Origin of the sequence: Leifsonia sp. 563 (genome assembly GCF_040545055.1) — a bacterium.
Classification (GTDB): domain Bacteria; phylum Actinomycetota; class Actinomycetes; order Actinomycetales; family Microbacteriaceae; genus Leifsonia.
On sequence record NZ_JBEPLE010000001.1, the window covers coordinates 206155 to 229267 of the forward strand.

The 23113-nt window shown below is 71.5% G+C and carries 24 protein-coding genes; 10 read left to right on the forward strand and 14 right to left on the reverse strand.

Annotated elements, in window-relative coordinates; all coding sequences use genetic code 11:
• The first annotated feature begins 9 nt into the window (after positions 1 to 9).
• Positions 10 to 1902 carry a helicase-associated domain-containing protein gene (locus ABIC47_RS01000; protein WP_354476484.1) on the forward strand — a complete coding sequence of 631 codons (1893 nt, stop codon included), beginning with the start codon at positions 10 to 12 and terminating at the stop codon, positions 1900 to 1902.
• A gap of 78 nt (positions 1903 to 1980) precedes the next feature.
• Positions 1981 to 3624: a DNA repair helicase XPB gene (locus tag ABIC47_RS01005; protein ID WP_018191750.1), complete on the forward strand. Its 1644-nt coding sequence runs from the start codon at positions 1981 to 1983 to the stop codon at positions 3622 to 3624.
• 126 nt (positions 3625 to 3750) lie between these two features.
• Here ABIC47_RS01005 and ABIC47_RS01010 read toward each other — a convergent pair whose 3' ends face one another.
• The 4 genes from ABIC47_RS01010 to ABIC47_RS01025 are packed head-to-tail and all read right to left on the reverse strand — an operon-like array spanning position 3751 to position 7491.
• Positions 3751 to 4620: an aminoglycoside phosphotransferase family protein gene (locus ABIC47_RS01010; protein WP_354476486.1), complete on the reverse strand. Its 870-nt coding sequence runs from the start codon at positions 4618 to 4620 to the stop codon at positions 3751 to 3753.
• A 7-nt stretch (positions 4621 to 4627) separates the two neighbouring features.
• Positions 4628 to 5380, reverse strand: coding sequence for a pyrimidine reductase family protein (locus ABIC47_RS01015; protein ID WP_089876827.1), 753 nt, complete (start codon positions 5378 to 5380; stop codon positions 4628 to 4630).
• Positions 5373 to 6317 carry a dihydropteroate synthase gene (folP, locus tag ABIC47_RS01020; RefSeq protein WP_354476488.1) on the reverse strand — a complete coding sequence of 315 codons (945 nt, stop codon included), beginning with the start codon at positions 6315 to 6317 and terminating at the stop codon, positions 5373 to 5375. Before folP ends, ABIC47_RS01015 begins: the two co-directional genes overlap by 8 nt.
• The gene (locus ABIC47_RS01025) at positions 6271 to 7491 is read right to left on the reverse strand and encodes an NAD(P)/FAD-dependent oxidoreductase (protein WP_354476490.1); all 1221 of its coding nucleotides are present in this window, start codon (positions 7489 to 7491) and stop codon (positions 6271 to 6273) included. The genes folP and ABIC47_RS01025 overlap by 47 nt, the downstream gene beginning before the upstream one ends.
• 103 nt (positions 7492 to 7594) lie before the next feature.
• Between ABIC47_RS01025 and ABIC47_RS01030 the strand changes: the two genes are divergently transcribed.
• Positions 7595 to 8287: a response regulator transcription factor gene (locus ABIC47_RS01030; protein WP_018191755.1), complete on the forward strand. Its 693-nt coding sequence runs from the start codon at positions 7595 to 7597 to the stop codon at positions 8285 to 8287.
• A gap of 59 nt (positions 8288 to 8346) precedes the next feature.
• Positions 8347 to 10047, forward strand: coding sequence for a sensor histidine kinase (locus ABIC47_RS01035; RefSeq protein WP_354476492.1), 1701 nt, complete (start codon positions 8347 to 8349; stop codon positions 10045 to 10047).
• A gap of 158 nt (positions 10048 to 10205) precedes the next feature.
• Here the strand turns inward: ABIC47_RS01035 and groL are convergent, their stop codons facing one another.
• The 4 genes from groL to ABIC47_RS01055 all read right to left on the reverse strand — a co-directional run bounded on the left by groL (position 10206) and on the right by ABIC47_RS01055 (position 13343).
• The gene (gene groL, locus ABIC47_RS01040) at positions 10206 to 11825 is read right to left on the reverse strand and encodes a chaperonin GroEL (RefSeq protein WP_018191757.1); all 1620 of its coding nucleotides are present in this window, start codon (positions 11823 to 11825) and stop codon (positions 10206 to 10208) included.
• A gap of 263 nt (positions 11826 to 12088) precedes the next feature.
• The gene (locus tag ABIC47_RS01045; RefSeq protein WP_018191758.1) at positions 12089 to 12292 is read right to left on the reverse strand and encodes a cold-shock protein; all 204 of its coding nucleotides are present in this window, start codon (positions 12290 to 12292) and stop codon (positions 12089 to 12091) included.
• 169 nt (positions 12293 to 12461) lie between these two features.
• The gene (locus ABIC47_RS01050; protein WP_018191759.1) at positions 12462 to 13010 is read right to left on the reverse strand and encodes a LytR C-terminal domain-containing protein; all 549 of its coding nucleotides are present in this window, start codon (positions 13008 to 13010) and stop codon (positions 12462 to 12464) included.
• 21 nt (positions 13011 to 13031) lie between these two features.
• Complete coding sequence (locus ABIC47_RS01055; protein ID WP_018191760.1) at positions 13032 to 13343, reverse strand: DUF3263 domain-containing protein; 312 nt, start codon at positions 13341 to 13343, stop codon at positions 13032 to 13034.
• A 181-nt stretch (positions 13344 to 13524) separates the two neighbouring features.
• Between ABIC47_RS01055 and msrB the strand changes: the two genes are divergently transcribed.
• Both msrB and ABIC47_RS01065 read left to right on the forward strand, forming a co-directional pair.
• Positions 13525 to 13950, forward strand: coding sequence for a peptide-methionine (R)-S-oxide reductase MsrB (gene msrB, locus ABIC47_RS01060; protein WP_354476495.1), 426 nt, complete (start codon positions 13525 to 13527; stop codon positions 13948 to 13950).
• A complete protein-coding gene (locus ABIC47_RS01065; protein WP_354476497.1) occupies positions 13950 to 14531 on the forward strand; it encodes a nitroreductase family protein in 582 nt (193 codons plus the stop codon). The genes msrB and ABIC47_RS01065 overlap by 1 nt, the downstream gene beginning before the upstream one ends.
• On the opposite strand, the gene ABIC47_RS01070 is transcribed toward ABIC47_RS01065, so the two are convergent.
• Genes ABIC47_RS01070 through pdhA form a run of 5 tightly spaced genes read right to left on the reverse strand, consistent with a single transcriptional unit; the run spans position 14528 to position 19192 of the window.
• Positions 14528 to 15478 carry a DMT family transporter gene (locus ABIC47_RS01070; protein WP_354476499.1) on the reverse strand — a complete coding sequence of 317 codons (951 nt, stop codon included), beginning with the start codon at positions 15476 to 15478 and terminating at the stop codon, positions 14528 to 14530. The two genes, ABIC47_RS01065 and ABIC47_RS01070, sit on opposite strands and share 4 nt — an antisense overlap.
• Positions 15479 to 15510: 32 nt before the next feature.
• Positions 15511 to 15633, reverse strand: coding sequence for a hypothetical protein (locus ABIC47_RS01075; RefSeq protein ID WP_018191764.1), 123 nt, complete (start codon positions 15631 to 15633; stop codon positions 15511 to 15513).
• A 15-nt stretch (positions 15634 to 15648) separates the two neighbouring features.
• Entirely contained in the window at positions 15649 to 16992 is a 1344-nt protein-coding gene (locus tag ABIC47_RS01080; protein ID WP_354476501.1) for a dihydrolipoamide acetyltransferase family protein, read from the reverse strand.
• Positions 16989 to 18041 (reverse strand): alpha-ketoacid dehydrogenase subunit beta, encoded by a 1053-nt coding sequence (locus ABIC47_RS01085; protein WP_354476503.1) that lies wholly within the window; start codon positions 18039 to 18041, stop codon positions 16989 to 16991. The genes ABIC47_RS01080 and ABIC47_RS01085 overlap by 4 nt, the downstream gene beginning before the upstream one ends.
• Positions 18038 to 19192: a pyruvate dehydrogenase (acetyl-transferring) E1 component subunit alpha gene (gene pdhA, locus ABIC47_RS01090; RefSeq protein ID WP_354476505.1), complete on the reverse strand. Its 1155-nt coding sequence runs from the start codon at positions 19190 to 19192 to the stop codon at positions 18038 to 18040. The genes ABIC47_RS01085 and pdhA overlap by 4 nt, the downstream gene beginning before the upstream one ends.
• 127 nt (positions 19193 to 19319) lie before the next feature.
• Here pdhA and ABIC47_RS01095 point away from each other — a divergent pair, with 127 nt between their 5' ends.
• The 4 genes from ABIC47_RS01095 (at position 19320) to ABIC47_RS01110 (ending at position 22725) form a co-directional block, all read left to right on the forward strand.
• The gene (locus tag ABIC47_RS01095; protein WP_018191768.1) at positions 19320 to 19748 is read left to right on the forward strand and encodes an Lrp/AsnC family transcriptional regulator; all 429 of its coding nucleotides are present in this window, start codon (positions 19320 to 19322) and stop codon (positions 19746 to 19748) included.
• A 165-nt stretch (positions 19749 to 19913) separates the two neighbouring features.
• Positions 19914 to 21098, forward strand: coding sequence for a thiolase family protein (locus tag ABIC47_RS01100; RefSeq protein ID WP_354476507.1), 1185 nt, complete (start codon positions 19914 to 19916; stop codon positions 21096 to 21098).
• The gene (locus ABIC47_RS01105; RefSeq protein ID WP_354476509.1) at positions 21095 to 21841 is read left to right on the forward strand and encodes an enoyl-CoA hydratase/isomerase family protein; all 747 of its coding nucleotides are present in this window, start codon (positions 21095 to 21097) and stop codon (positions 21839 to 21841) included. Before ABIC47_RS01100 ends, ABIC47_RS01105 begins: the two co-directional genes overlap by 4 nt.
• Positions 21838 to 22725, forward strand: a complete 888-nt coding sequence (locus tag ABIC47_RS01110; protein WP_354476511.1) for a 3-hydroxyacyl-CoA dehydrogenase family protein — start codon at positions 21838 to 21840, stop codon at positions 22723 to 22725. The genes ABIC47_RS01105 and ABIC47_RS01110 overlap by 4 nt, the downstream gene beginning before the upstream one ends.
• Here the strand turns inward: ABIC47_RS01110 and ABIC47_RS01115 are convergent.
• Positions 22700 to 23101, reverse strand: a complete 402-nt coding sequence (locus tag ABIC47_RS01115) for a PaaI family thioesterase (RefSeq protein ID WP_089876846.1) — start codon at positions 23099 to 23101, stop codon at positions 22700 to 22702. The genes ABIC47_RS01110 and ABIC47_RS01115 overlap by 26 nt on opposite strands.
• Between the last annotated feature and the right edge of the window lie 12 nt (positions 23102 to 23113).

The following is a 23113-nucleotide window of genomic DNA, read 5'->3' on the forward strand; positions in this document are numbered from 1 at the left end:
TTCGGCGCCATGACGACCACGCTCGCTCTCGCAGCACGACTGCGGGAGCTGGATGACGCTGAGCTCGTCTCCGCGCTGCACCGGCGCACCTACCGCCGGACGGGGGTGTCCGACTTCTTCGACCTTGCGGACGCCCTCCTCGACGCGGACTCCCTCCAGCGCGCGCTGACGCCGCTCGACCGGACACGCCTCGCGGCGCTCGTCGCGCTGGGCAGCGGCGGCGGCCCTCTGACCGCCGAGGAGCTCGCCGACCGGCTGACCCGCGAGCCGGCGACCGCCGGAACCACGGTCGACTCGGCCGCGGCCGCCCTCGCCGACCTGGACGGCCTCCTGCTCGTCCATCCCGCCGACGCCGACGCCGACCCCGCCTCCGACGCGCCCGTCGGCCGCGTCGTCGTCTACGTCGCCGTGACCGAGCACCTCGCCTCGTGGCCGGCTTCCGGACTCCCGTCGCCGGCCGAGCTGCTCGGCACCCCGCCTCCGCCCGCGCTGGCGCCCGTGCCGGATACGGAGAGCCGCTTCACCGACCGCCTCGCCTCCGAGCGCGCCTTCGAGGCCGTGACGGCCGTGTCCGAACTGCTCGCGGAACTCGCGCGCGAGGGCGCCCGGCGGCTGCAGAAGGGCGGACTCGCGCTCCCGGCGGTCAAGCGCCTGGCCGAGGCCCTCTCGGTGGAGGCGGACGTCGTCCCCGTGGTCCTCTCCGCCGCCGAGCGCGCCGGGCTCGTCGCCGTCGACGACGGGATGTGGCTGCCGACCGAGGCCGCGGCGGACTGGTCGCACTCCCCCACTCGCGACCGCTGGCGGGCCCTCGCCGCCGCGTGGCTCGACGCCCTCCCCGCCGACCTCCGCACCCTGCTCGCCCTGCGCAGCCGCGCCGCCTGGGGCGACAGCCTGCGCGAGCACGTCGCCTGGCTGTACCCGGCAGCCGTCGAGGAGGCGCAGCGGCGCGTGGATGCGCACACGCGCCTCGCGGAATGGCTCGGCGTCACCGCGCACCAGGCGCCGTCCTCCGCAGGCACCGCCCTGGTCGAGAGCGGTCCGGAGGCTGCTACGGAGGTCATGGCCGCCGCGTTCCCGGCCGAGGTCGACCGCGTCTACCTGCAGCACGACCTCACGATCGTCTCCCCCGGGCCGCTGGCGCCGGAGATCGAGGGACGCCTGCGCGGGATCGCCGACCTCGAATCCCGAGCACTCGCCGCGACCTTCCGCCTCTCCGCCGCGTCGGTCGACCGTGCGCTGACGGCGGGCGAGACCGCAGACGGCATCCGCGGGTTCCTCAGCACGATCTCGCTGACCGGACTCCCGCAGCCGATCGAGTACCTGATCGCCGATGCCGCCGAGCGCCACGGGCGCGTCCGCGTGCACGAAGCGGAACGCGAAAATGTGCGGTCGGCGGTCCGTTCGACGGACGCGACGCTGCTCCGCAGCATCCAGATCGACCAGGCGCTCAGCTCTCTGCGGCTCATCCCGACCGGAGACGGCGAACTGGTGAGCCGGTACCCACGCGATGTGGTGTTCTGGGCGCTCAGCGACGCGCGCTACCCGGTGGTGGCGGAGGACGCGGACGGGCGCGAGGTGACACTCCGTCGCCAGCGGTTCGCGCATCCCCGCGCCGCCGAGGAGGCCGACCGCGACGCCGAACTGGTCTCGCGGCTGCGGCAGGCCGAGGACGACGCCGGCGAGGACACGGGCGAGCGCTGGCTGGCGCGGCAGCTGGATGCGGCGGTCAAGGCACGCCAGACGGTCATCGTCGAGGTGGCCATGCCCGGCGGCGACGTCGTCGACTACCTGCTGGAGCCGACCGGAGTCGGCGGCGGCCGGCTGCGCGGACGCGACCGTGCAGCGGACATCGAGCGGACACTCCCGCTCTCCAGCATCCGCGGCGTGCGCCCGGCGCCGTGATCGCGGCGGCGGTGCGGCCGCGTCCGGTTCCCGGCCACCCGGCCGAACCCCAGGGCGCAGGGCGTAGGCTGGTGAGCTATGTCCGATGGCCCCCTGATCGTCCAGAGCGACCGCACCGTCCTGCTGGAGGTCGCGCACCCGGAGGCGGAGGACGCCCGCCACGACCTCGCCGTGTTCGCCGAGCTGGAGCGCGCGCCCGAGCACATCCACACCTACCGCATCACCCGGCTGGGGCTGTGGAACGCGCGGGCCGCCGGGCACACCGCGGAGGACATGCTCGGGACGCTCGAGCGGTACTCGAAGTTCCCGATCCCGCAGACCGTCTCCGTCGACGTCTCCGAGACCGTCGCCCGCTACGGGCGGCTCGTGATCGAGCGTGATGACGAGGGGACGCTGCTGCTGCGCTCCAGCGACCTGGCCGTGCTGACCGAGGTCGCGAGCGCCAAGCGGATCGCTCCGCTGCTGCTGCAGCGCCGCGACGACACGACGTTCGTCGTGGAGGCCTGGGCGCGCGGGCAGCTGAAGCAGGAGCTCGTGAAACTCGGCTGGCCGGCGGAGGACCTCGCCGGGTACACGCCGGGCACACCGCACGAGATCGGGCTGAAGGAGGACGGCTGGGCGCTGCGCGACTACCAGCGCAAGGCGGTCACCAACTTCTTCGACGGCGGCTCCGGAGTCGTGGTGCTCCCCTGCGGCGCGGGTAAGACGCTCGTCGGCGCTGGCGCGATGGCGACCGCGAAGACCACGACGCTCATCCTCGTCACCAACACCGTGTCGGCCCGGCAGTGGCGCGACGAGCTGCTGCGCCGCACGACGCTGACGGCGGAGGAGATCGGCGAGTACTCGGGGCAGGTGAAGGAGGTCAAGCCGGTCACGATCGCGACCTACCAGATCCTCACCGCCAAGCGGAAGGGCGAGTACGCCCACCTGGCGCTGCTCGACGCACTCGACTGGGGCCTCGTGGTCTACGACGAGGTGCACCTGCTTCCGGCGCCCGTCTTCAAGCTGACGGCCGAGTTGCAGGCCCGCCGCCGCCTCGGCCTGACCGCGACACTGGTGCGCGAGGACGGCCGCGAGGGCGACGTGTTCAGCCTCATCGGCCCGAAGCGCTTCGACGCCCCGTGGAAGGAGATCGAGGCGCAGGGCTTCATCTCCCCGGCCGCCTGCTACGAGGTGCGCGTCGACCTGCCGCCGTCGGACCGGCTCAGCTACGCCGCCGCCCCCGACGACGAGCGGTACCGCCTCGCGGCGACGGCCCCCGCGAAGCTCGACATCGTGCGTCAGCTCGTCGCTCGGCACGAGGGAGAGCGCATCCTGATCATCGGCCAGTACCTCGACCAGATCGACGAGCTCGCGGAAGCCCTCGACGCACCGCAGCTGACCGGCGCGACGCCCGTGGACGAGCGGGAGCGGCTCTACCAGGAGTTCCGCGACGGCCGGACGAAGGTGCTCGTCGTGAGCAAGGTCGCGAACTTCTCGGTGGACCTGCCCGAGGCGACCGTCGCCATCCAGGTCTCCGGCTCGTACGGCAGCCGCCAGGAGGAGGCGCAGCGGCTCGGACGGCTGCTGCGGCCCAAGGAGTCAGGCCTGTCGGCGAACTTCTACACCCTCGTCGCGCGCGACACCGTGGACCAGGACTTCGCGCAGAACCGCCAACGGTTCCTCGCCGAGCAGGGCTACTCGTACACGATCCTCGACGCGCATGCGCTGCAGGCGGCGTAGCGCGCTGCCCTGCGTCGCCCTCCCCGCGCCGCCCTGCCCTCGCCACCTGCCCGCGCGAGATTTGCGCCAAATCGCGGTTATCGGCGCCGCATAACAGAGATTTGGCGCAAATCTCGGGCCCGATCGTCAGCGCAGGATGCGGGCGAGGGTCGCACGCGCCTCGAGGTCTGCGGGGCGGTCGCGGAGCGTGATGGCGGCCTTCCAGAGTGCCCAGCCGCGCGCTCGCGCCCAGGTGTCGTCGTCGAGGCCGACGGTGGCGACGAACCTGTCGCGGGCCGCGCCCTCGAACATCGTCCAGGCGGGCACGAGGTCGCAAGCCGGGTCTCCGACACCGGACGTGCCGAAGTCGATCACCGCGGACAGCGCGCCCGACGCATCCGTCAGCAGGTTGCCCGGCGCGACGTCGCCGTGGAACCACACCGGCGGCCGACCCCAGCGGGATGCTGTCGCCTCGGCCCATAGGCCGCGCGCGCGGTCGGCGTCAGCGGGCGGGAGCAGCGTGAACGCGGCGAGCGCCTCCTCGCCGTAGACGTCCGGCGGAGCGCCGCGGAAGAAATTGTGCGTCCCGGGCTGGGGCGCGCCCGTGGTGGGCGCCTCCCTCAGGGCGACGAGGAAGCGCCCGATCGCCTCCGCGAGCACCGCATCCCGCGACACATCGCCGAGCAGCACCACCGGGCGGCCGGGCAGCCAGCGGTACACCGACCAGGGCAGCGGGTACTCCTCCGTCGGCGTGCCCGCGGCGACGGGCTGCGGGATGGGCAACGGCAGCAGCGGAGCCAGCCGCGGCAGCCACTCCTGCTCCTTCGCGACCTGCTCGCGGTAGCCGGCGGCGCTCGGCAGGCGGACACTCAGCTCCTCGCCGAGCCGGAATGTCCGGTTGTCCCAGCCGTCGTGTTCGACCGGCAGGATGGGCAGCCCCCGCCACTGCGGAAACTGCGCGTCGACGAGACGACGCACCACACCCGCGTCGATCACCGGCCGCAGCTCGGCGGTCACAGCATCCTCAGCCCCGGACATACCGCAGCAGCAGGGTGTCATCCCCCGCCAGCGTGTGCGCCAACCGCAGCCCGAGCGGGGCGATCGGTGCTGCGCCCGTCGCGATCCGAGACGACGTCCCGCCCTCCAGCCGCGGGCTGACCGTCAGGCACAGCTCGTCGACCGCACGCGCCGCGATCAGGTCGGCGAACAGGTGCGGACCTCCCTCGCAGTGGATGCGCGTGAGCCCCCGCTCGTGCAGCACCCGCAGTCCGCGCTCGGCCTGCACGCGCTCCCGACCGCAGACCACGACGTCCGCCACCTCCGACAGCGTCTCGCGCGCCTCCGGCCGCGACAGCTCGGTAGTCAGGATGATCGGCCGCTCGGGGGCGTCCTGGAAGATCGAGCTGCGCGGGTCCAGGTCGAGCCCGGCCGACACGATCGCGAAGACGGGATGCGCGGTCATCCCCGCGCCGCTGCGGACGCGAGCCGACTCCGGGGCGACGCGCATCGCACCGTACCCCTCGGCACGAACAGTGCCCGCACCGACGAGCACGACATCGCAGAGTCGCCGCAGCAACTCGAACACGCGGCTGTCGACGTCGTTGGACAGCCCGCCCGAGAGCCCCTGATGGGTGGCCGCGCCGTCCGCACTGCTGACGAAGTTGACCCGCAGCCACGGATCGCCCGTCCCCTCCAGGTAGAGGGCGGTGATGTCGTCGTCGGTCAGCTCGGTCTGCGACGGCAGCGGCGACAGGCGGTGGATGGCGGGCTCACTCATTCACGTCTCCCATGTTGTGCTTCAGGTAGGCGGGCTGGCGGAGGCCCAGCACGGCCTCGGTCATGCGCACGGCGGCGACGGAGGCGCGCACGTCGTGCATCCGCACGATACGCGCGCCGTTGACGATGCTGATGACCGCGGCCGCGAGCGACCCTTCCAGCCGGTCGGCGCGCGGGGCGTCGAGCGTCTCGCCGATGAAGTCCTTGTTCGACACCGCGGCGAGGGTCGGGTAGCCGAGGTCCGCGATCTCGCTGAGACGGCGGGTCAGCTCCAGCGAGTGCAGCGTGTTCTTGTTGAGGTCGTGGCCGGGGTCGACGATGATCCGCTCCTCCGGGATGCCCGCCGCCTGCGCACGCTCGACGCGGTCGAGCAGGAACGCGGACACCTCCGCCACCACATCCCCGTACTGCGGCTTCGGGTACGGGCGTCGCGGCTCGGCGAGACTGTGCGTGATGACGAGAGTGGCCTCGCTGTCGGCGACGACCCGCGGTAGCTCGGGATCGCGCAGCCCGGTGGTGTCGTTGATGACGGTCGCTCCGGCGGCGATGGCCTCCCGGGCGACGGCCGCGTGGAAGGTGTCGACCGAGATGACGACGTCCGACCCGGCACGCAGCGCCGCCACGACCGGGACGACGCGCTCGATCTCCTCCTCCACCGGGACCGGCTCGCCCGGAGCGAACGGCGCGCCACCGATGTCCACCCAGTCAGCGCCGAGCGCGACGGCCTCGAAGCACGCATCCACCGCCCGATCGAACGCGTACGTGCGGCCCTGGTCGAAGAACGAGTCGGGGGTGCGGTTCACCACGGCCATGACCGCGACCTGCCGCGAGAAGTCGAAGGTGCGCGCGCCGATCCGCCGGACCGGCACGCGCAGCGGCGGCAGGTACGGCTCAGAGGGCGGCAAGGTCGACGTCCCGATCGGCCAGGCGGTCCGCATCCACGTGCTCCCCCAGCCGGATGAGGCGCTGGATGTCGTCCTGCACGTCCCACACGTTCACGTTCATGCCGGCCACCACCCGGTCGTTGCGCAGCCAGAACGCGATGAACTCGCGGGCGTCGACGTCGCCCCGGTACACCACCCGGGCGCCGGCGGTGAGGGGCCCGTAGCCCGAATACTCCATGCCCAGATCGTATTGGTCGGAGTAGAAGTACGGGATGTCGTCGTACGACGCGCGCTCGCCCAGGATGGCGTGGGCGGCGACCTTGCCGCTGGCGATCGCGTTCGCCCAGTGCTGGCTGCGGAGGTGGCGCCCGATCGCCGGAAGGAAGGGAGTGGCGACGTCGCCGACGGCGTAGACGTCGTCGATGCTGGTCCGCATCCCCTTGTCCGTCAGCACGCCCTCCGCGACCGCCGCTCCGGAGCGCTCGGCCACCAGGCTGTTCGGCGACGCCCCGACACCGGCGACCACCACGTCGGCCGGGATGCGCTCCCCCGACGCGAGCACGACGTGCTGCTCCTCGCCGCCGTCGACGCCGACCACCTTTGCGCCGTTGCGGAACGCGACGCCGTTGTCCCGGTGGAGCCGCTCGAAGACGCCGCCGAGCTCCCGACCGATGGCCCCGCTGAGCGGGACCGCCGAGTGACCGATCACGGTCACGTCGTTGCCGTACCCGCGGGCCGCAGCCGCGACCTCCATGCCGATCCACCCGGACCCGACGATGACGACACGTCGGCCGCCGACCTCGAGGGCCGCGCGCAGCCAGGCGGAGTCCTCCCGGGTCCGGAGCGGGAACACCGCGCCGTGACCGCTGCCCGGAACGCCGAGCGGGCGCGCTCGCGCCCCGGTGGCGAGGACGAGGCTGTCGTAGGTGATCCGGCCGCCCTCCGACACGAACAGCTCGTGCGCGTCCGCTTCGAATGAACCCGCCTCGACGTTGGGGATGAACTCGACCGCGTTGTCGGCGTACCACTCGGCGGGATGCACGTCCGCATCCTCGATCCCGGCCTCGCCCTTCAGGAACTCCTTCGACAGCGGCGGCCGGATGTACGGATGGTGCTCCTCCGCACCGAGCAGCAGGATGCGGCCGCCGAAGCCGCGCTCGCGCAGCTCCGTGGCGACGGTCGCGCCGGCCAGGCCGGCCCCGGCGATCACGACGGTGGGTTCAGACATGATCTCAGCATCCACTCTTCACACTGCGGGCGCCAGACCTGCGCACCTAGGGCGCACCGACGGCTCACAGGTAAGACCCAGCCGACGCGCAGATACTGTCTCCATGAACGCAGGACCCCGCATTCTCATCGTCGACGACGAGCCGAACATCCGCGACCTCCTCACCACCAGTCTCCGTTTCGCCGGGTTCGCCGTCCGCGCGGTCGGGAACGGCGCGCAGGCGATCTCCGCGGTCCTCGAAGAGGAGCCCGACCTCATCATCCTCGACGTCATGCTGCCGGACATGAACGGTTTCGGCGTCACCAAGCGCCTCCGCGGCGCGGGCTACACCGCGCCCATCCTGTTCCTCACGGCGAAGGACGACACCGAGGACAAGATCACCGGCCTCACCGTCGGCGGCGACGACTACGTCACCAAGCCGTTCAGCCTCGACGAGATCGTCGCCCGCATCAAGGCCATCCTGCGCCGCACGATGCAGGCCGACGAAGACGCGGTCATCCGTGCGGGCGAGCTGACGATGGACCAGGACACGCACGAGGTCTTCGTCGGCGACACCCCCATCGAACTCAGCCCCACCGAGTTCAAGCTGCTGCGCTACCTCATGCTGAACCCCAACCGCGTGCTCTCGAAGGCGCAGATCCTCGACCACGTCTGGGAGTACGACTTCAACGGCGACGCGGGCATCGTGGAGTCGTACATCTCGTACCTGCGCCGCAAGGTGGATGCGCACTCCAGCGAGCCGCTCATCCAGACCAAGCGAGGGTTCGGCTACATGCTGAAGGCCGCGAAAGCCTGAGGTGCGCACCGGGCGCACACATGCCCGGCACAGCATCCCCTGCATAGACTGACGGCCTGATGCACTCACGTCTGCTCGACCGCTGGAACGCGATCTCCCTGCGCACGAAGATCACGGGCGTGACCGTGCTCATGCTGACGCTCGGGCTGCTCGTGACCGGCATCGGCACGATGTCGATGCTGAAGCCGGTGCTCCTCGACCAGCTGGATGCGCAGCTCTCGGCCGCCTCCGGCCCGACGTACCTGAACACGTATCTGTTCAAGTCGACGGCGAAGGAAGACCAGATCGCCGCCGACGCCAGCCCGTCGGACTACTTCGCCGTGCTCTACGACTCCGACGGGTCGATGGTGAAGCACAACTGGAACAACATCCCGTACGCGCACCGTCCGGCCATTCCGACCACGCTGACGGTGCCGGAGGGCAAGGCGATGACCGGGGGCTTCCCGCTCCCGAGCAATGACGGCCGCACGACCTATCGGGCTCTCGCGCAGACCGTGACCATCGCCGGAAGCGGGGAGCTCGCGACGGCGATCGTGGCCACCTCCACATCGCAGATCGACACGGTGATGGCGAGCTTCCTCGCGATCTTCCTCGGCTTCGGAGTGATCGTGATCGTGGTCGGCGCCGGGCTCACCCGGATGCTGGTCACCACGACGTTCTCGCCGCTGCGCGAGGTGGAGCAGACGGCCGCCGCCATCGCCGACGGAGACTTCAGCCAGCGCCTCGGCGGGGCGACTCCCAACACCGAGGTCGGACGGCTCAACCGCTCCCTCAACACCATGCTGAACCGCATCGACCGCGCGTTCAGCGACCGCGCGCGCACGATCGATCAGATGCGTCGCTTCGTCGGCGACGCCTCCCACGAGCTCCGCACCCCGCTGGTCTCGGTGCGCGGCTACGCCGAGCTGTACCGGATGGGTGCGCTGCAGACGCCCGAGGACGTCGCACAGGCCATGGATCGCATCGAGAAGGAGGCGATCCGCATGGGCATCCTCGTGGAGGACCTCCTCGAACTCGCCCGGCTCGATGAGACCAAGCCGCTCGACCTGCGCCGCGTCGACCTCGTGAAGATCGCGCAGGACGCGGCGATGGATGCGATGGCCGGCTCGCCAGGACGCGTCGTCACGGTCCTCACGCCCGAGCCGCTTCCGCCTGCGGACGACGACGCCGCGGAGCCCGGGCTCGACACCGTCCCGATGACCATCCCCGACACCGACGCGCGCGCCGCGAACGCCACGGGCCCGATCGCCTTCGCGGGATCGGCGCTCGCCCGCCTGCGCCGCGGTCGCAGCCGCCGCGGGGCGACCGAGCCACTGCCCATCACGACGGCCGAGAAGGTGGTGCTCACGCAGCCCGCCCCATCGGAGCCCGCGATCGTCATGGCGGAGGAGAACAAACTCCGTCAGGTCGTCACCAACCTGATGGGCAACGCCCTGCGCTACACACCGGAGGGCAGCCCGATCGAGATCGCGGTGCAGATCGACCACCGCACCGAGCGCGGCATCATCGAGGTCCGCGACCACGGCGAGGGAATCCCGCCGCAGATCCGCGAGAAGATCTTCCAGCGCTTCTGGCGCGCCGACACGTCCCGCGCCCGCGAGACCGGCGGAAGCGGCCTCGGCCTCGCCATCGTCTCCTCCATCGTCGCCGCCCACAACGGCACGGTCGACGTGGTCGACACCGAGGGCGGGGGCGCGACCTTCCGCGTCTCGCTGCCGCTCGCCGGCTCCCCCGCCTCCCCGAGTCCGCTCGCCCCGTAGCGTCCCCCGCTCCCGTCCCCCTCCGGGCTCGTGAGGTGCACGTAGATGCGCGCGACACGCCGTGCGGGAGCGCAACTACGTGCACCTCGCGCGAAAGCGCCGCAATGCGAAGAGGGCGCCTCCCCGATGGGGAGACGCCCTCTGCGTGGTGCGGGGACTTAGAAGTCCATGCCTGCGCCCGGGTCGCCGACCGGAGCCGGGTTCTTCTCGGGCTTGTCGGCGACGACGGCCTCGGTGGTGAGGAACAGGCCCGCGATGGACGCTGCGTTCTGCAGCGCCGAGCGGGTGACCTTCACCGGGTCGTTGATGCCGGAGGCCAGCATGTCGACGTACTCGCCGGTCGCGGCGTTGAGGCCGTGGCCGACCGGGAGGTTGCGGACCTTCTCGACGACGACGCCGGCCTCGAGGCCCGCGTTGATCGCGATCTGCTTCAGCGGAGCCTCGATGGCGACCTTGACGATGTTGGCGCCGGTCGCCTCGTCACCGGTGAGCTCGAGCTTCTCGAAGGCGGTCTTGCCGGCCTGGATGAGGGCGACGCCACCACCGGCGACGATGCCCTCTTCGACGGCGGCCTTCGCGTTGCGCACGGCGTCCTCGATGCGGTGCTTGCGCTCCTTGAGCTCGACCTCGGTGGCCGCGCCCGCCTTGATGACGGCGACGCCACCGGCGAGCTTGGCGAGGCGCTCCTGCAGCTTCTCGCGGTCGTAGTCCGAGTCGGTCGACTCGATCTCGTTGCGGATCTGCTGCACGCGGCCGGCGATGACCTCCGGGTCGCCCGCACCCTCAACGATCGTGGTCTCGTCCTTGGTGATGACGACCTTGCGGGCCTGACCGAGCAGGTCGAGGGTGACGTTCTCGAGCTTGAGACCGACCTCCTCAGAGATGACCTGGCCGCCGGTGAGGATCGCGATGTCCTGCAGCATGGCCTTGCGGCGGTCGCCGAAGCCCGGAGCCTTGACGGCGACGGACTTGAAGATGCCGCGGATCTTGTTGACGATCAGGGTCGCCAGGGCCTCGCCGTCGACGTCCTCAGCGATGATGAGGAGCGGCTTGTTGGCCTGGATCACCTTGTCGACGATCGGCAGGAGGTCCTTGATGTTGCTGATCTTCTGGTTGGCGATGAGGATGTACGGGTCCTCGAACACCGCCTCCTGGCGGTCCTGGTCGGTCACGAAGTACTGCGACAGGAAGCCCTTGTCGAAGCGCATGCCCTCGGTGAGCTCGAGCTCGGTGCCGAAGGTGTTCGACTCCTCGACGGTGACGACGCCCTCCTTGCCGACCTTGTCGATCGCCTCGGCGATGATCTCGCCGATGGTGGTGTCGCCGGCGGAGATGGACGCGGTGGCCGCGATCTCCTCCTTGGTCTCGACCTCCTTGGCGGAGGCGACGAGCTCCTCGGTGACCGCCGCGACGGCCTTCTCGATGCCGCGCTTCAGGGTGATCGGGTCAGCGCCGGCCGCGACGTTCCGCAGGCCCTCCTTGACCAGGGCCTGAGCGAGGACGGTCGCGGTGGTGGTTCCGTCACCGGCGACGTCGTCGGTCTTCTTGGCGACCTCCTTGACGAGCTCCGCGCCGATCTTCTCGTACGGGTCGTCGAGCTCGATCTCCTTCGCGATGGAGACGCCGTCGTTGGTGATCGTCGGGGCGCCCCACTTCTTCTCGAGGACGACGTTACGACCGCGCGGGCCCAGGGTCACCTTGACCGTGTCGGCCAGGGTGTTCAGGCCGCGCTCGAGGCCGCGGCGGGCGTCCTCGTTGAAAGCAATGATCTTTGCCATGTGTTTCTCGTCCCTCCCGGACGTGTGCGAAAGATTCCGTCTATTAGCACTCGATCAGATGGAGTGCTAAAGCGATTCTGGCACTCGCCGCTGTCGAGTGCAAGATGCGCGGTGGAGCTAGGGGCAGCGCGGAGCGATGACGCGACCCCAGCGCCGAGGGAGCCTGCGACCGAGGTCCACCGCGACCGGCGAACACCGGGAGCAACGGCGAAGCGCCGCCCCCGATGGGGACGGCGCTCCACAGATTCGTTGGTTCGCTGTGCTCAGGCCAGCCGCACCGACTCGGCCTGCGGACCCTTCTGCCCGGTGCCGACCTCGAAAACGACCTGCTGGCCCTCTTCGAGGACCTTGTATCCGTTCATGTCAATCGCGGAGTAATGAACGAAAACGTCCTGTCCCCCTCCATCGACGGTGATGAAGCCGTAGCCCTTCTCAGCGTTGAACCACTTCACGGTCCCGTTCGCCATGCATTACTCCCATTGCTGTGTCGCTCGCGCGATCCGACGCCGCACGTTGACTCCCGATACTAATGCTTTCAATAGGCGGCGACGCCAGAGATTTCGTGAATCGATTCCGAAATGAGGCGAAAGTTAAACACGCGCGAAACAAAGGGATCGGGCGGTCACGGAGCCCGGATCAGCCCTGGTAGTTCGCGCCGATCACGACGGTGATGTCCGCGCCCGTGTCGTCGAAGGCATTGCTCTGCTGGATGGTCGCGCCCGGCAGCGACTGCACGACCCCGAGGGCGGCGGCCTGGTTGGCGGGATTGCCGTAGTAGACGATGGTCGTCGCCAGGTCGTTGCGGTCGGCGTTCGCGAGCGCGCTGACCGTCCAGCCGGCGGCTTTCAGCTTGTCGCCGACGGTCTGCGCCAGGCCCTCCGTCGAGGTGCCGTTCAGCACGTTGACCTGCAGCGCGGGGTTCACGGTCGGGACGATCGTCGGGGTCGGGGTGGGCGTCGGCGTCTGCGAGCGGGATGCCGAGGCAGACGGCCCGTGGAAGGAGATGTTGCCGTTGATGACGGAGAGACCGAAGATGCCGGCGCCGACCAGCACGATCGTGGCGAGCGCCGCCCATCCCACCGCCATCCATGCGCGGCCCCGCGGGCGCGGCGCTCGGTGGGCGCCGACGCGCTTCAGGTCGTCGGGGATCTCGTCGAACCTGTCGCGGGGGTACTTCTCAGCCATCGGGGGATGCGGTCCTCGGGGTCAGTCGCCGGACGGGAGGGTCCGTGCGTGTCGTGCGGCCAGCCTCGCCTCGCGCAGCCGCAGCAGCCTCTTGACGAGCATGGGGTCGTGGCGGAGAGCGGCCGGGCGGTCGATCAGCGCACCGAGCAACTGATAGTACCGAGCCGCCGAGAGACCGAACTCCTCGCGGATGGCCTGCTCCTTGGCTCCGGCGTGACGCCACCACTGGCGTTCGAACGCGAGGATCGCGGCATCCCGATCGCTCAGCTGGTCCGTGTCCGAGGGCTCGCGGTCGGCGGCAGGCCGTTCGTCGGCTGACCGGGTCACGCGCACCGCCTTCCCTCGTCACGGACGCCGGACGGTGCCGGACATGCCGGTCGCGCCCCGCGCTCGCGCATCATCCTAGGGCGCAGGCCCTGTGTGTTCCCCGTTTCCTCCCGGCACGTCGCGGGACGAAACGGGAACAGCCGTCGCGGCGTCGCCGTTTAGTCTGGTGACGACGAAAGGGAGAGGCATGGCAACGAACGAGACGGCCCAGGACGGATACACGGTCTCCAAGAGCGAGAACGAGTGGCGCGAGGAGCTCACCCCCGAGCAGTACGCGGTGCTGCGCGAGGCCGGGACGGAGCGCCCGTGGACCGGTGAGCTGCTCGACGAGAGCCGCGCCGGCCTCTACACCTGTGCGGCGTGCGGCGCGGAACTGTTCAAGTCGGGCACCAAGTTCGACTCGGGATGCGGCTGGCCGAGCTTCTACGAGTCCGTCCGCCCGGAGGCCGTGCAGCTGATCGAGGACACCAGCCTCGGCATGGTCCGTACCGAGGTGCGCTGCGCCTCCTGCGGTTCGCACCTCGGGCACGTCTTCCCCGACGGTTTCGGCACCCCGACCGGCGACCGCTACTGCATGAACTCGCTGTCGCTGAACTTCACGCCGGAGTCCTGATGACGACAGGCGCGACGGCCGCGGGCTCCGCCGGCGACCTCGCCGAGCGCGTCGCCGCGCGCCGGTCGTACTCGCGGGTGACGCCGGACGCGCCGACCCACGAGGAGCTGCTGCCCCTGGTGGCGGCGGCCGGCCGGGTCGCCGACCACAGCGCGCTGCACCCGTGGCGTCTGATCGAGCTCCGCGGAGACGCGCGGCTGCGGCTCGGCCAGGCGTTCGTGCGGGATGCGAAGGCGACCGGATCGGAGGCGGAGAAGCTCGCATCCAAGCCGCTGCGCTCCTCTCTCTTGATCGCGATCGTGTCCGTGCGGACGAAGAGCGAGAAGGTGCCCGGCTGGGAGCAGGATGCTGTGGCGTCGGGAGTCGCCCACATCCTGAGCCTGCTGCTCCACGACGCGGGCTGGGGCGTGATGTGGCGGACCGGCCACCACACCCGGTCAAAGGCGGTGCACAGGATGCACGGACTGAAGAAGAACGAGCGGCTGCTCGGCTGGCTGTACGTGGGTGGCATCCCCGCGGACAGCAAGGAGGGGTACCGCCGGTCGCTCGATCCCGAGCGCTTCCTGACGGCGGCGGACTAGGCGGACTGCCGTCGCCAGCCCCAGCGGATGCTCGCGATGGCGACCGCGACGATCGCGAGCAGCGTGCCGCCGATCGTCGAGAACGCGAGGGTGTGACCTGCGGTCGGCAGCAGCAGGTCGAGCAGGAGGGCGGAGGCCAGCTGGCCGGCTACCGTGGCGAGCCCGAGCAGCAGCACCCCGGTGATCCGCACGAGGAACGCGGTCACCCCGATGAAGATGCAGCCGATCGCCCCGCCGATGTAGAGCCAGGGTTCCGTCGGCAGGCGTGCGGGGAGTCCGGCCAGCGCCCAGTGTCCGAGCATGAGCACCAGCAGAACCGACGTGCCGACGGCGAAGTTGATGAACGTCGCCGTCAGCGCGCTCCCGGCGACGACGCGGACCTGGCCGTTGACCGCCTGCTGCCAGCCGGTGCCGAGACCCGCGATGAACGGGAGCACCATCATCCACACCGGGGCGCTGCCCCCGAACTGTGCGGACACCGCCCAGGTGACCGCGACGAGGGCGAGCAGCGCTCCGACGAGTCGTGCGGCCGTCAGCGGGCGGCGGCCGCCCGGGCCGAGCCCGACGCGGTCGAGCACGAGGCCGCTGATGGTCTGACCGGCCACGACCGCGACGGTGAACAGCGCCACGCCGAGCGCGGCGGCCGTCAATCCCTGCGAGAGCACCAGGAACGAGCCGGCGGCGCCGCCCAGCACGTACCACCAGAGCAAACCGCGCCCGCGGAGCGCGTCACGCACGCGCGCCAGGCCTCGTCGGCCGGCCGGCACGATCGCCAGCGCGACGGTGAGGATCACGAGGCCGGAGCCGAACGAGATGGCGGCAGCGGTGAACCCGTCACCGAGCCGGCTCCCCAGCTCGCCGTTGACGCGGGACTGCAGCGCGACCAGCGCACCGCACAGGAGCGCAAGGACGAGAGCGAGCCAGAGCGGGAACGAGCGAGGAGTCACTCCCCCAAGCCTAGGCCCGCCCGCGGAACGGCTCAGGGAGCGGGCGCCTCGCCGTCGGTCGGCTCCGGCTTCGGCAGCCAGTCGATGTTTTCCTCCGGCGCGACCTCCTTCTCCTCGGTGAGGTCGTAGTCGTCGTCGTTCTTCTTGTCGCTCATGCCGCCACCCTACGCTCAGCCGGCGACAGCGCCGGGCGTGTCCGCCAGCGCGCCGAGCGGCGACTCGATCGCGTCGGCGATGTCGCGCAGGAACCCCGCAGCGACTCCCCCGTCGGTGACCCGGTGATCGAACACGAGCGACAGCTGCAGGATGCGGCGGGGCACGATCGCGCCGTCCACGACCCACGGCCGCTCGATCGCCCGGCCGAGGCCGAGGATGGCGACCTCGGGGTGGTTGATGATCGCCGCGCTGCCGTCGACCCCCAGGCTTCCGTAGTTGTTGATCGTGAACGTCGAGCCGGCGAGATCGGCGGGCGGGAGGGTGCCCTCGCGGGCCGCCTGCGCCAGACGGTCGAGCTCCGCGTCCAGCTCGCGCACGGAGAGCCGGTCGGCCCGGCGGACGACCGGGACGAGGAGCCCGCGGTCGGTGTCGGCGGCGAAACCCAGGTTGACGCCCTCGAACAGCTGCAGGCCCTGCCCGTCGGTCGTGACGCGTCCGGCGAGCTCGGGATGCCGGGCGAGCGCGGTGAGGGCGAACCGGGCCACGAAAGAGAGGAACGAGGGAGCGCGACCCGTTCGGGCGAGGCGACGGCGCCCGTCCCACAGCTCGGTCGCATCCACATCCACCCAGACCGTGGCCTCGGGGATCTCGGCGCGGCTGCGCGTCATGGTCTCGGCGACCGTGCGGCGCAGGCGCGAGAACGCGCTCGTCTCGCGCACGGTGAGGCCGGTGCGCGGGTCGGTCTCCGCGGGAGCGGCGGGTGCCGCGGGAGCGGCGGGTGCCGCGGGAGCAGTGGGCGACGGGGACGCGGTGGATGCGCGCGCCGGCGTCTGCGTGCGCACCGACAGCGCCGCCTCCACGTCGTGCCGCGTGACGACGCCGTCCGGGCGGCCCGGGCGGAGGGTCGATAGGTCGATGCCGTGGCTGCGGGCGAGCGCGCGGACGACCGGCGAGACGACGGGCACGACGTGCGGGCGGGGCGGTTTGACGGCGGTCGCACGGGGCGGCTCGAGCGTCGCCGTGCGGGAGGCGCGGGGCCGGCGACCGGCGTGCGCCGTCGTGCCGTACCCCACCAGCACCGCGCCCGAACCGCTGGAGGTCACCGACGCTTCCGCCGCCTCCTCCTCGACCTCGATCAGCGGGGCGCCGACCAGGATGTTCTCGCCCTCCGCGCCGTGCAGCGCGGCGATCCGCCCGGCATACGGCGACGGCACCTCGACGACGGACTTCGCCGTCTCGACCTCGGCGATCGGCTGGTCGGTGACGACGGTGTCGCCGACCGCGACCAGCCACCGCACCAGTTCGGCGTCGGTCAGGCCCTCGCCGAGATCCGGGAGGGTGAACACCCGCGCGGTCATGCGTCCTCCCACTGCAGCGCATCCACCGCATCCAGTACGCGGTCGATGTCGGGCAGGTAGAACCGCTCCAGCTTGGGCGGCGCGAAGGGGGTGTCGAACCCGGTCACGCGGTGCACCGGCGCGAGCAGGTGGTGGAAGCAGCGCTCCGACACCCGCGCCACGATCTCGGCCGCCATGCTGGCGAAACCGGGCGCCTCCGCCACGACGACCGCGCGGCCGGTGCGGCGGACCGCCGCGCACACGGTCTCGTCGTCGAACGGGACGAGCGACCGCAGGTCGATGACCCCGACGCTGCGGCCGTCCTCCGCCGCGGCCTCGGCGGCGGCGAGCGCGACCGGCACGGACGGGCCGTACGCGATCAACGTCACGTCGTCGCCCTCCCGGGCCACCCGCGCGCGGCCGATCTCGGGGAGAGGCGCCTCCACATCCACCTCGCCGGTCGACCAGTACAGCTTCTTCGGCTCGAGGAAGATGACCGGATCGGGATGCGCGATGGCGGCGCGCAGCAGCCCGTACGCGTCCTGCGGGGTCGCGGGGGACACCACGGTCAGCCCGGGCGTGTGCACGTAGTACGCCTCCGACGAGTCGGAGTGGTGCTCCACCCCGCCGATGCCGCCGGCGTACGGGATGCGCACGACCATCGGAAGGCGCACGCGGCCCTGCGTCCGGTTGCCCATCTTGGCGACGTGGTCGACGATCTGCTCGAAAGCCGGATACGCGAAGGCGTCGAACTGCATCTCGACGACCGGGCGCATCCCGTTCATGGCCATGCCGACCGCCGTGCCGACGATGCCGGACTCGGCCAGCGGAGTGTCGAAGCAGCGGCTCTCGCCGAAGCGGGCGGTCAGCCCGTCGGTGATGCGGAAGACGCCGCCGAGGGCGCCGACGTCCTCGCCGAACACGACGACGGACGGGTCGGCGGCGAGCGCGTCGGCGAGGGCCCGGTTGAGCGCCTGCGCCATCGTCATGGTGGCGGGTGCGGTGGATGCGGCACGCTCCGGTTCCGCGCCGGCCGGGCGTTCGGCGGGAGCGTCGTGCATGAGCGTCATCGTGCGGCCTCCTGGCTGGTCGGCTGGCCCGCGTGGCCCGCGTCGGCGGCGCGGAGCTCGGCGGCGAGCTGCTCGGCCTGCTCGCGTAGCTGCGGGGTCGGGGTGGCGTAGACGTGGGCGAACAGGTCTTCGGGATGCGGTTCGGCGTCGGCCATGATCGCCGTGCGGAGGTCAGCGGCGACCCGCTCGGCGTGCGCGTGCGCCTCGGCGTCGTCGCCCTCGGTGAGGGCATCCTGAGCGGTCAGCCAGGCGCGCAGGCGGAGCAGCGGGTCGCGCGCGAGCCACGGCTCCACCTCGTCGGAGGTGCGGTAGCGGGTGGCGTCGTCGGCGTTGGTGTGCGACTTGACCCGGTAGGTGACCGCCTCGACGAGCGTCGGGCCTCCGCCCTCGCGCGCCTCCTCGACGGCCTCCCCGAGCACCGCGAGCAGAGCGGCGAGGTCGTTGCCGTCGACGAGGCGCCCGCGCATCCCGTAGCCGACGCCCTTGTGCGCCAGACTCGGCGAGGCCGTCTGCCGACTGAGGGGCACGGAGATCGCGTAGCCGTTGTTCTGCACCAGGAAGACCACGGGCAGGTGGAAGACGGCGGCGAAGTTGAGCGCCTCGTGGAAGTCGCCCTCGCTGGTCGCGCCGTCGCCGCACATCGCGAGCACCACGGTGTCCTCGCCGCGGAGGCGGGCCGCGTGGGCGAAGCCGACCGCATGGAGCAGTTGAGTCGCCAGCGGCGTCGCCTGCGGTGCGACGCGGTGCCGGTTGGGGTCGTAGCCGGAGTGCCAATCGCCGCGGAGGAGCACGAACGCCTCGAACGGGTCGACGCCACGCGCGATCACCGCGACGGTGTCACGGTAGGTCGGGAACAGCCAGTCCTGCTCGCCGAGCACCATCGCGGCGGCGATCTCGCACGCCTCCTGGCCGTGCGACGACGGGTACACCGCGAGGCGGCCCTGACGGACAAGGGCGTCGGCCTGGTCGTTGAGGCGGCGGGCGAGGACGAGACGGCGGTAACCGTCCCGCAGGGTGTCCTGGTCGGGGACACGGCCTTGCGCGAGGGCGGCGTGGCCGCTCGGGTCCGCGGACCCGTCCTGGTCGATGAGCCGCAGCGGGGTGTCGCCCGGCAGCAGGTCGTCCGCCCGCAGCGGTGCGTCGGCGTGCATCCGTTCTCCTTTGAAAGACGTCGCTCATCATCAGGATGACTTCGCTGGACCCCGGACGCTACGGGTGCGCCGGAGTCGAGACGAATGGATGCGCTGGGCGCGTTCGAGTGCCAGACTGTCCAGCACCATGGACGACATCGACGTACGCATCCTGGACGCTCTGCGCGCCGACGGCCGCGCCTCCATCACGGCGGTCGCGGAGGCGGCGCACGTGTCGCGCGCCAACGCGTATGCGCGGCTCTCCCGGCTGGTCTCGGACGGCGTCATCACCGGCTTCACCGCGAAGGTCGACCCGCGGCTGTCCGGGCGCCGGTCATCGGCGTACGTGACCATGCGCGTGGAGCAGGCAGCCTGGCACGACCTGCGCGACCGGCTGCGGCAAATCCCCGAGGTGGAGCATTTCGCCCTCGTCGGCGGCGACTTCGACGTCATCCTGCTGGTCCGGGCTCGCGACAACGAAGACCTGCGGCGGGTGGTGCTGGAGGAGCTGACGAGCATCCCGTCGGTGCGGGATACGAAGACGTCGCTGGTGTTCGAGGACCACGACCAGCGCTGACGGCCACTCCTGTGGGTCGCAACACGCCGTTATGCGCGCCGGATAACGGCGTGTTGCGACCCCTCGCCGGCGGGAGCCGACGGACGGGTTGCCCAGGGGCGGCGATTCTGCGACGATGCAATTGCTGAACGCTCGTTCGGTAATTCGGGTTCGAGGGAGAGCGCGATGGCGGAGGCCTACCTCGTGGGCGGAGTACGCACGCCCGTCGGCCGCTATGGCGGCGCGCTGGCCGGCGTCCGGCCCGACGACCTCGCCGCGCTCGTCGTCGCCGAGGCAGTGCGCCGAGCGGCTGCTCCCCCGGATGCCCTCGACGAGGTGATCCTGGGCGCCGCGAACCAGGCCGGCGAAGACAACCGCAACGTCGCCCGGATGGCCGTCCTGCTCGCCGGGCTGCCCGACGCGGTGCCGGCCATGACCGTCAACCGGCTGTGCGCATCCGGCTTGACCGCGGTGATCCAAGCCGCGCAGGCGATCCGCGCCGGGGATGCGGACCTGGTGGTCGCAGGCGGCGTCGAGTCGATGACGCGCGCGCCCTGGGTGCAGGCGAAGCCGGAACGCCCCTGGGCGAAGCCCGGGCCGCAGTACGACACGTCGATCGGCTGGCGGTTCACCAACCCGCGCCTGCTCGAACGTGACAAGGCGACCTACACGATGCCCGAGACGGCCGAAGAGGTCGCCCGGATCGACGGCATCACGCGCGAGGAGGCCGACGCCTTCGCCCTGGAGAGCCACCGGCGAGCTGCGGCCGCGGCCGACGGCGGACGGTTCGACGCCGAACTGCTGCCGGTCGAGACACTGACCGGCATGGTCACCGCCGACGACGGCATCCGCCGCGACACCGGGATGGATGCGCTGGCGCGTCTGAAGCCGGTCGTCGCGGGCGGCAGTGTCGTCACCGCAGGCAACGCGTCGCCGCTGAACGACGGAGCATCGGCGATCGTGGTGGCGAGCGCAGCGGCCATCGAGCGGTACGGACTGCAACCCCGGGCCCGCGTCGTCGCCGCGGCGAGCGCCGGCGTCGCCCCGGAGGTCATGGGGCTCGGTCCGGTGCCCGCGACACAGAAGGCCCTCGCCCGGGCCGGGCTCGACGTCTCCGACCTCGGCGCCGTCGAACTCAACGAGGCGTTCGCCAGCCAGGCCATCGCGTGCATCCGCCGTCTCGGGCTCGACCCCGCGGTCGTCAACGCGGACGGCGGCGCCATCGCCCTCGGCCACGCGCTCGGCTCGAGCGGGTCGCGCATCCTCGTCACCCTGCTGGGCCGGATGGAGCGGGAGGGGGCACGACGCGGGCTCGCGACCATGTGCGTGGGCGTCGGCCAGGGCACCTCGCTGATCGTGGAGGCGGTATGACCGAATACAGCACCCTCGCGGTCGAGGAGCGCGGCGACCGGGTCGTGGTCACGCTCGACCGGCCGGAGCGCCGCAACGCGATCGACCAGCAGATGGTGGACGAGCTGCACCGCGTCTGCGCGACCCTGGAGGTGCAGCCGCGCATCCTCATCCTCACCGGGTCGGACGGCGTGTTCGCCTCCGGCGCCGACATCGCCGAGCTGCGCGAACGGACCGCCGCCGACGCCGCCAGCGGCATCAACGACACGATCTTCACCCGCATCGCGATGCTCCCGATGCCCGTGATCGCCGCGCTCGACGGGTACGCGCTGGGCGGCGGAGCGGAGCTCGCCTACGCGGCCGACCTGCGGATCGGCACCCCGCGTCTGCGCATCGGCAACCCGGAGACCGGCCTCGGGATCATCGCCGCCGCCGGCGCGCTGTGGAGGCTGCCGCATCTCGTCGGTCTCCCGCTGGCCACCGAGCTGGTGCTGACCGGGCGCATCCTGACGGGCGAGGAGGCGCTGGCCGCAGGACTCGTCGGCGACCTGTTCGAGCCGGGTGAGCTGCTGGCGGGGGCCCACGCCCTGGCCGACCGGATCGCCGCGAACGACCCGCAGGCGACCCGCCTCACCAAGCGCGTGCTGCGCGAGCCCACGGAGCGGCATCCTGCCGCCGAGCGCGAGGCGCAGGCGGTGCTCTTCGAGTCGCCGGACAAGCGACGGAGGATGACCGAGTTCCTGGAGCGGAGGAGCAGGAGATGAGCACGACAGGCCTGCCCGAACGGGTCGCCGTGATCGGCGGTGGACGGATGGGCGCGGGCATCGCGCACGCGTTCCTCATGGCGGGTGCGGAGGTGGCCGTGGTCGAGCAGAACGCGACCGCCGCGTCGGAGGCGCGGGACCGCATCCTCACCGCTGTCGAGGGCAGCGTCCGCCGCGGCTCCCCGGCCCCCGACCCCGCGCGCCTGCTCGTCACCGTGACCTGGGAGGCGCTGAACGGCGCGGGCCTCGCGATCGAAGCGGTGCCCGAGCTGCTCGACCTGAAGCGCGAGGCCCTCGCCCGCGCCGAGCAGCTGCTGCCGGTGGATGCGGTGCTCGCGACGAACACATCGTCTCTGTCGATCGACACCCTGGCGGAGGGGCTAACCCGGCCGGGCGCGTTCTTGGGGCTGCATTTCTTCAACCCGGTCCCCGCATCCACTCTCGTGGAGGTCGTCCTGGGCACCGCGACCGCCGCCACCGCTGGGGAGGCCGCCGAACGGTGGGTGCGCGCGCTGGGGAAGACCGCGATCACCGTACGCGACTCCCCCGGCTTCGCCTCCTCCCGCCTCGGGGTGCTGCTCGGGCTGGAGGCGATCCGGATGGTCGAAGAGGGCATCGCCACCCCCGACGACATCGACACCGCGATGGAGCTCGGCTACAAGCATCCCGTCGGTCCGCTGCGGCTCACCGACATGGTCGGGCTGGATGTGCGGCTCGACATCGCCGAGTACCTCGCCCGCGAGCTGGGGCCGCGTTTCGAGCCGCCCGAGCTGCTCCGGCGCATGGTCGCCGAGGGGATGCTGGGCCGGAAGTCCGGCCAGGGATTCTTCGCCTGGGGTGAGGACGGGTCGCCGGTCCCTACCGCCCGGGAGCGTCCACTATGAGGTTCGTGATGCGCGCCGTGCAGAGCCGGTTGCCGTCCTCGTCGGTGATGACGATCTCGTGCGACGCGATGGTACGACCCAGCCGGATCGCCGTCGCGACCCCGGTCACCACGCCCGACCGCGCCGCCCGGTGGTGGGTCGCGTTGATGTCGACGCCGACCGCGCTGCGCCCGGGACCGGCGTGGATGACGGCCGCCCACGACCCGAGCGCCTCCGCGAACGCGACCGACGCGCCGCCGTGCAGCAGCCCGAACGACTGGCGGTTGCCCTCGACCGGCATCGTCGCCACCACGCGCTCCGCGGACTGCTCCAGGATGCGCACCCCCATCTTCACGTCGAGCTCACCCAGTTCGATCGTCCAGTCGCCGTCGGCCATGCCGCCAGCATA

Coding starts and splice junctions, on each gene's coding strand:
- ABIC47_RS01000 (WP_354476484.1), top strand. CDS start 10: ATGACGACCACGCTCGCTCTCGCAGCACGACTGCGGGAGCTGGATGAC.
- ABIC47_RS01005 (WP_018191750.1), top strand. CDS start 1,981: ATGTCCGATGGCCCCCTGATCGTCCAGAGCGACCGCACCGTCCTGCTG.
- ABIC47_RS01015 (WP_089876827.1), bottom strand. CDS start 5,380: ATGAGTGAGCCCGCCATCCACCGCCTGTCGCCGCTGCCGTCGCAGACC.
- folP (WP_354476488.1), bottom strand. CDS start 6,317: ATGCGGACCGCCTGGCCGATCGGGACGTCGACCTTGCCGCCCTCTGAG.
- ABIC47_RS01025 (WP_354476490.1), bottom strand. CDS start 7,491: ATGTCTGAACCCACCGTCGTGATCGCCGGGGCCGGCCTGGCCGGCGCG.
- ABIC47_RS01030 (WP_018191755.1), top strand. CDS start 7,595: ATGAACGCAGGACCCCGCATTCTCATCGTCGACGACGAGCCGAACATC.
- ABIC47_RS01035 (WP_354476492.1), top strand. CDS start 8,347: ATGCACTCACGTCTGCTCGACCGCTGGAACGCGATCTCCCTGCGCACG.
- groL (WP_018191757.1), bottom strand. CDS start 11,825: ATGGCAAAGATCATTGCTTTCAACGAGGACGCCCGCCGCGGCCTCGAG.
- ABIC47_RS01045 (WP_018191758.1), bottom strand. CDS start 12,292: ATGGCGAACGGGACCGTGAAGTGGTTCAACGCTGAGAAGGGCTACGGC.
- ABIC47_RS01050 (WP_018191759.1), bottom strand. CDS start 13,010: ATGGCTGAGAAGTACCCCCGCGACAGGTTCGACGAGATCCCCGACGAC.
- msrB (WP_354476495.1), top strand. CDS start 13,525: ATGGCAACGAACGAGACGGCCCAGGACGGATACACGGTCTCCAAGAGC.
- ABIC47_RS01065 (WP_354476497.1), top strand. CDS start 13,950: ATGACGACAGGCGCGACGGCCGCGGGCTCCGCCGGCGACCTCGCCGAG.
- ABIC47_RS01075 (WP_018191764.1), bottom strand. CDS start 15,633: ATGAGCGACAAGAAGAACGACGACGACTACGACCTCACCGAGGAGAAG.
- ABIC47_RS01080 (WP_354476501.1), bottom strand. CDS start 16,992: ATGACCGCGCGGGTGTTCACCCTCCCGGATCTCGGCGAGGGCCTGACC.
- ABIC47_RS01085 (WP_354476503.1), bottom strand. CDS start 18,041: ATGACGCTCATGCACGACGCTCCCGCCGAACGCCCGGCCGGCGCGGAA.
- pdhA (WP_354476505.1), bottom strand. CDS start 19,192: ATGCACGCCGACGCACCGCTGCGGGCGGACGACCTGCTGCCGGGCGAC.
- ABIC47_RS01095 (WP_018191768.1), top strand. CDS start 19,320: ATGGACGACATCGACGTACGCATCCTGGACGCTCTGCGCGCCGACGGC.
- ABIC47_RS01100 (WP_354476507.1), top strand. CDS start 19,914: ATGGCGGAGGCCTACCTCGTGGGCGGAGTACGCACGCCCGTCGGCCGC.
- ABIC47_RS01105 (WP_354476509.1), top strand. CDS start 21,095: ATGACCGAATACAGCACCCTCGCGGTCGAGGAGCGCGGCGACCGGGTC.
- ABIC47_RS01110 (WP_354476511.1), top strand. CDS start 21,838: ATGAGCACGACAGGCCTGCCCGAACGGGTCGCCGTGATCGGCGGTGGA.
- ABIC47_RS01115 (WP_089876846.1), bottom strand. CDS start 23,101: ATGGCCGACGGCGACTGGACGATCGAACTGGGTGAGCTCGACGTGAAG.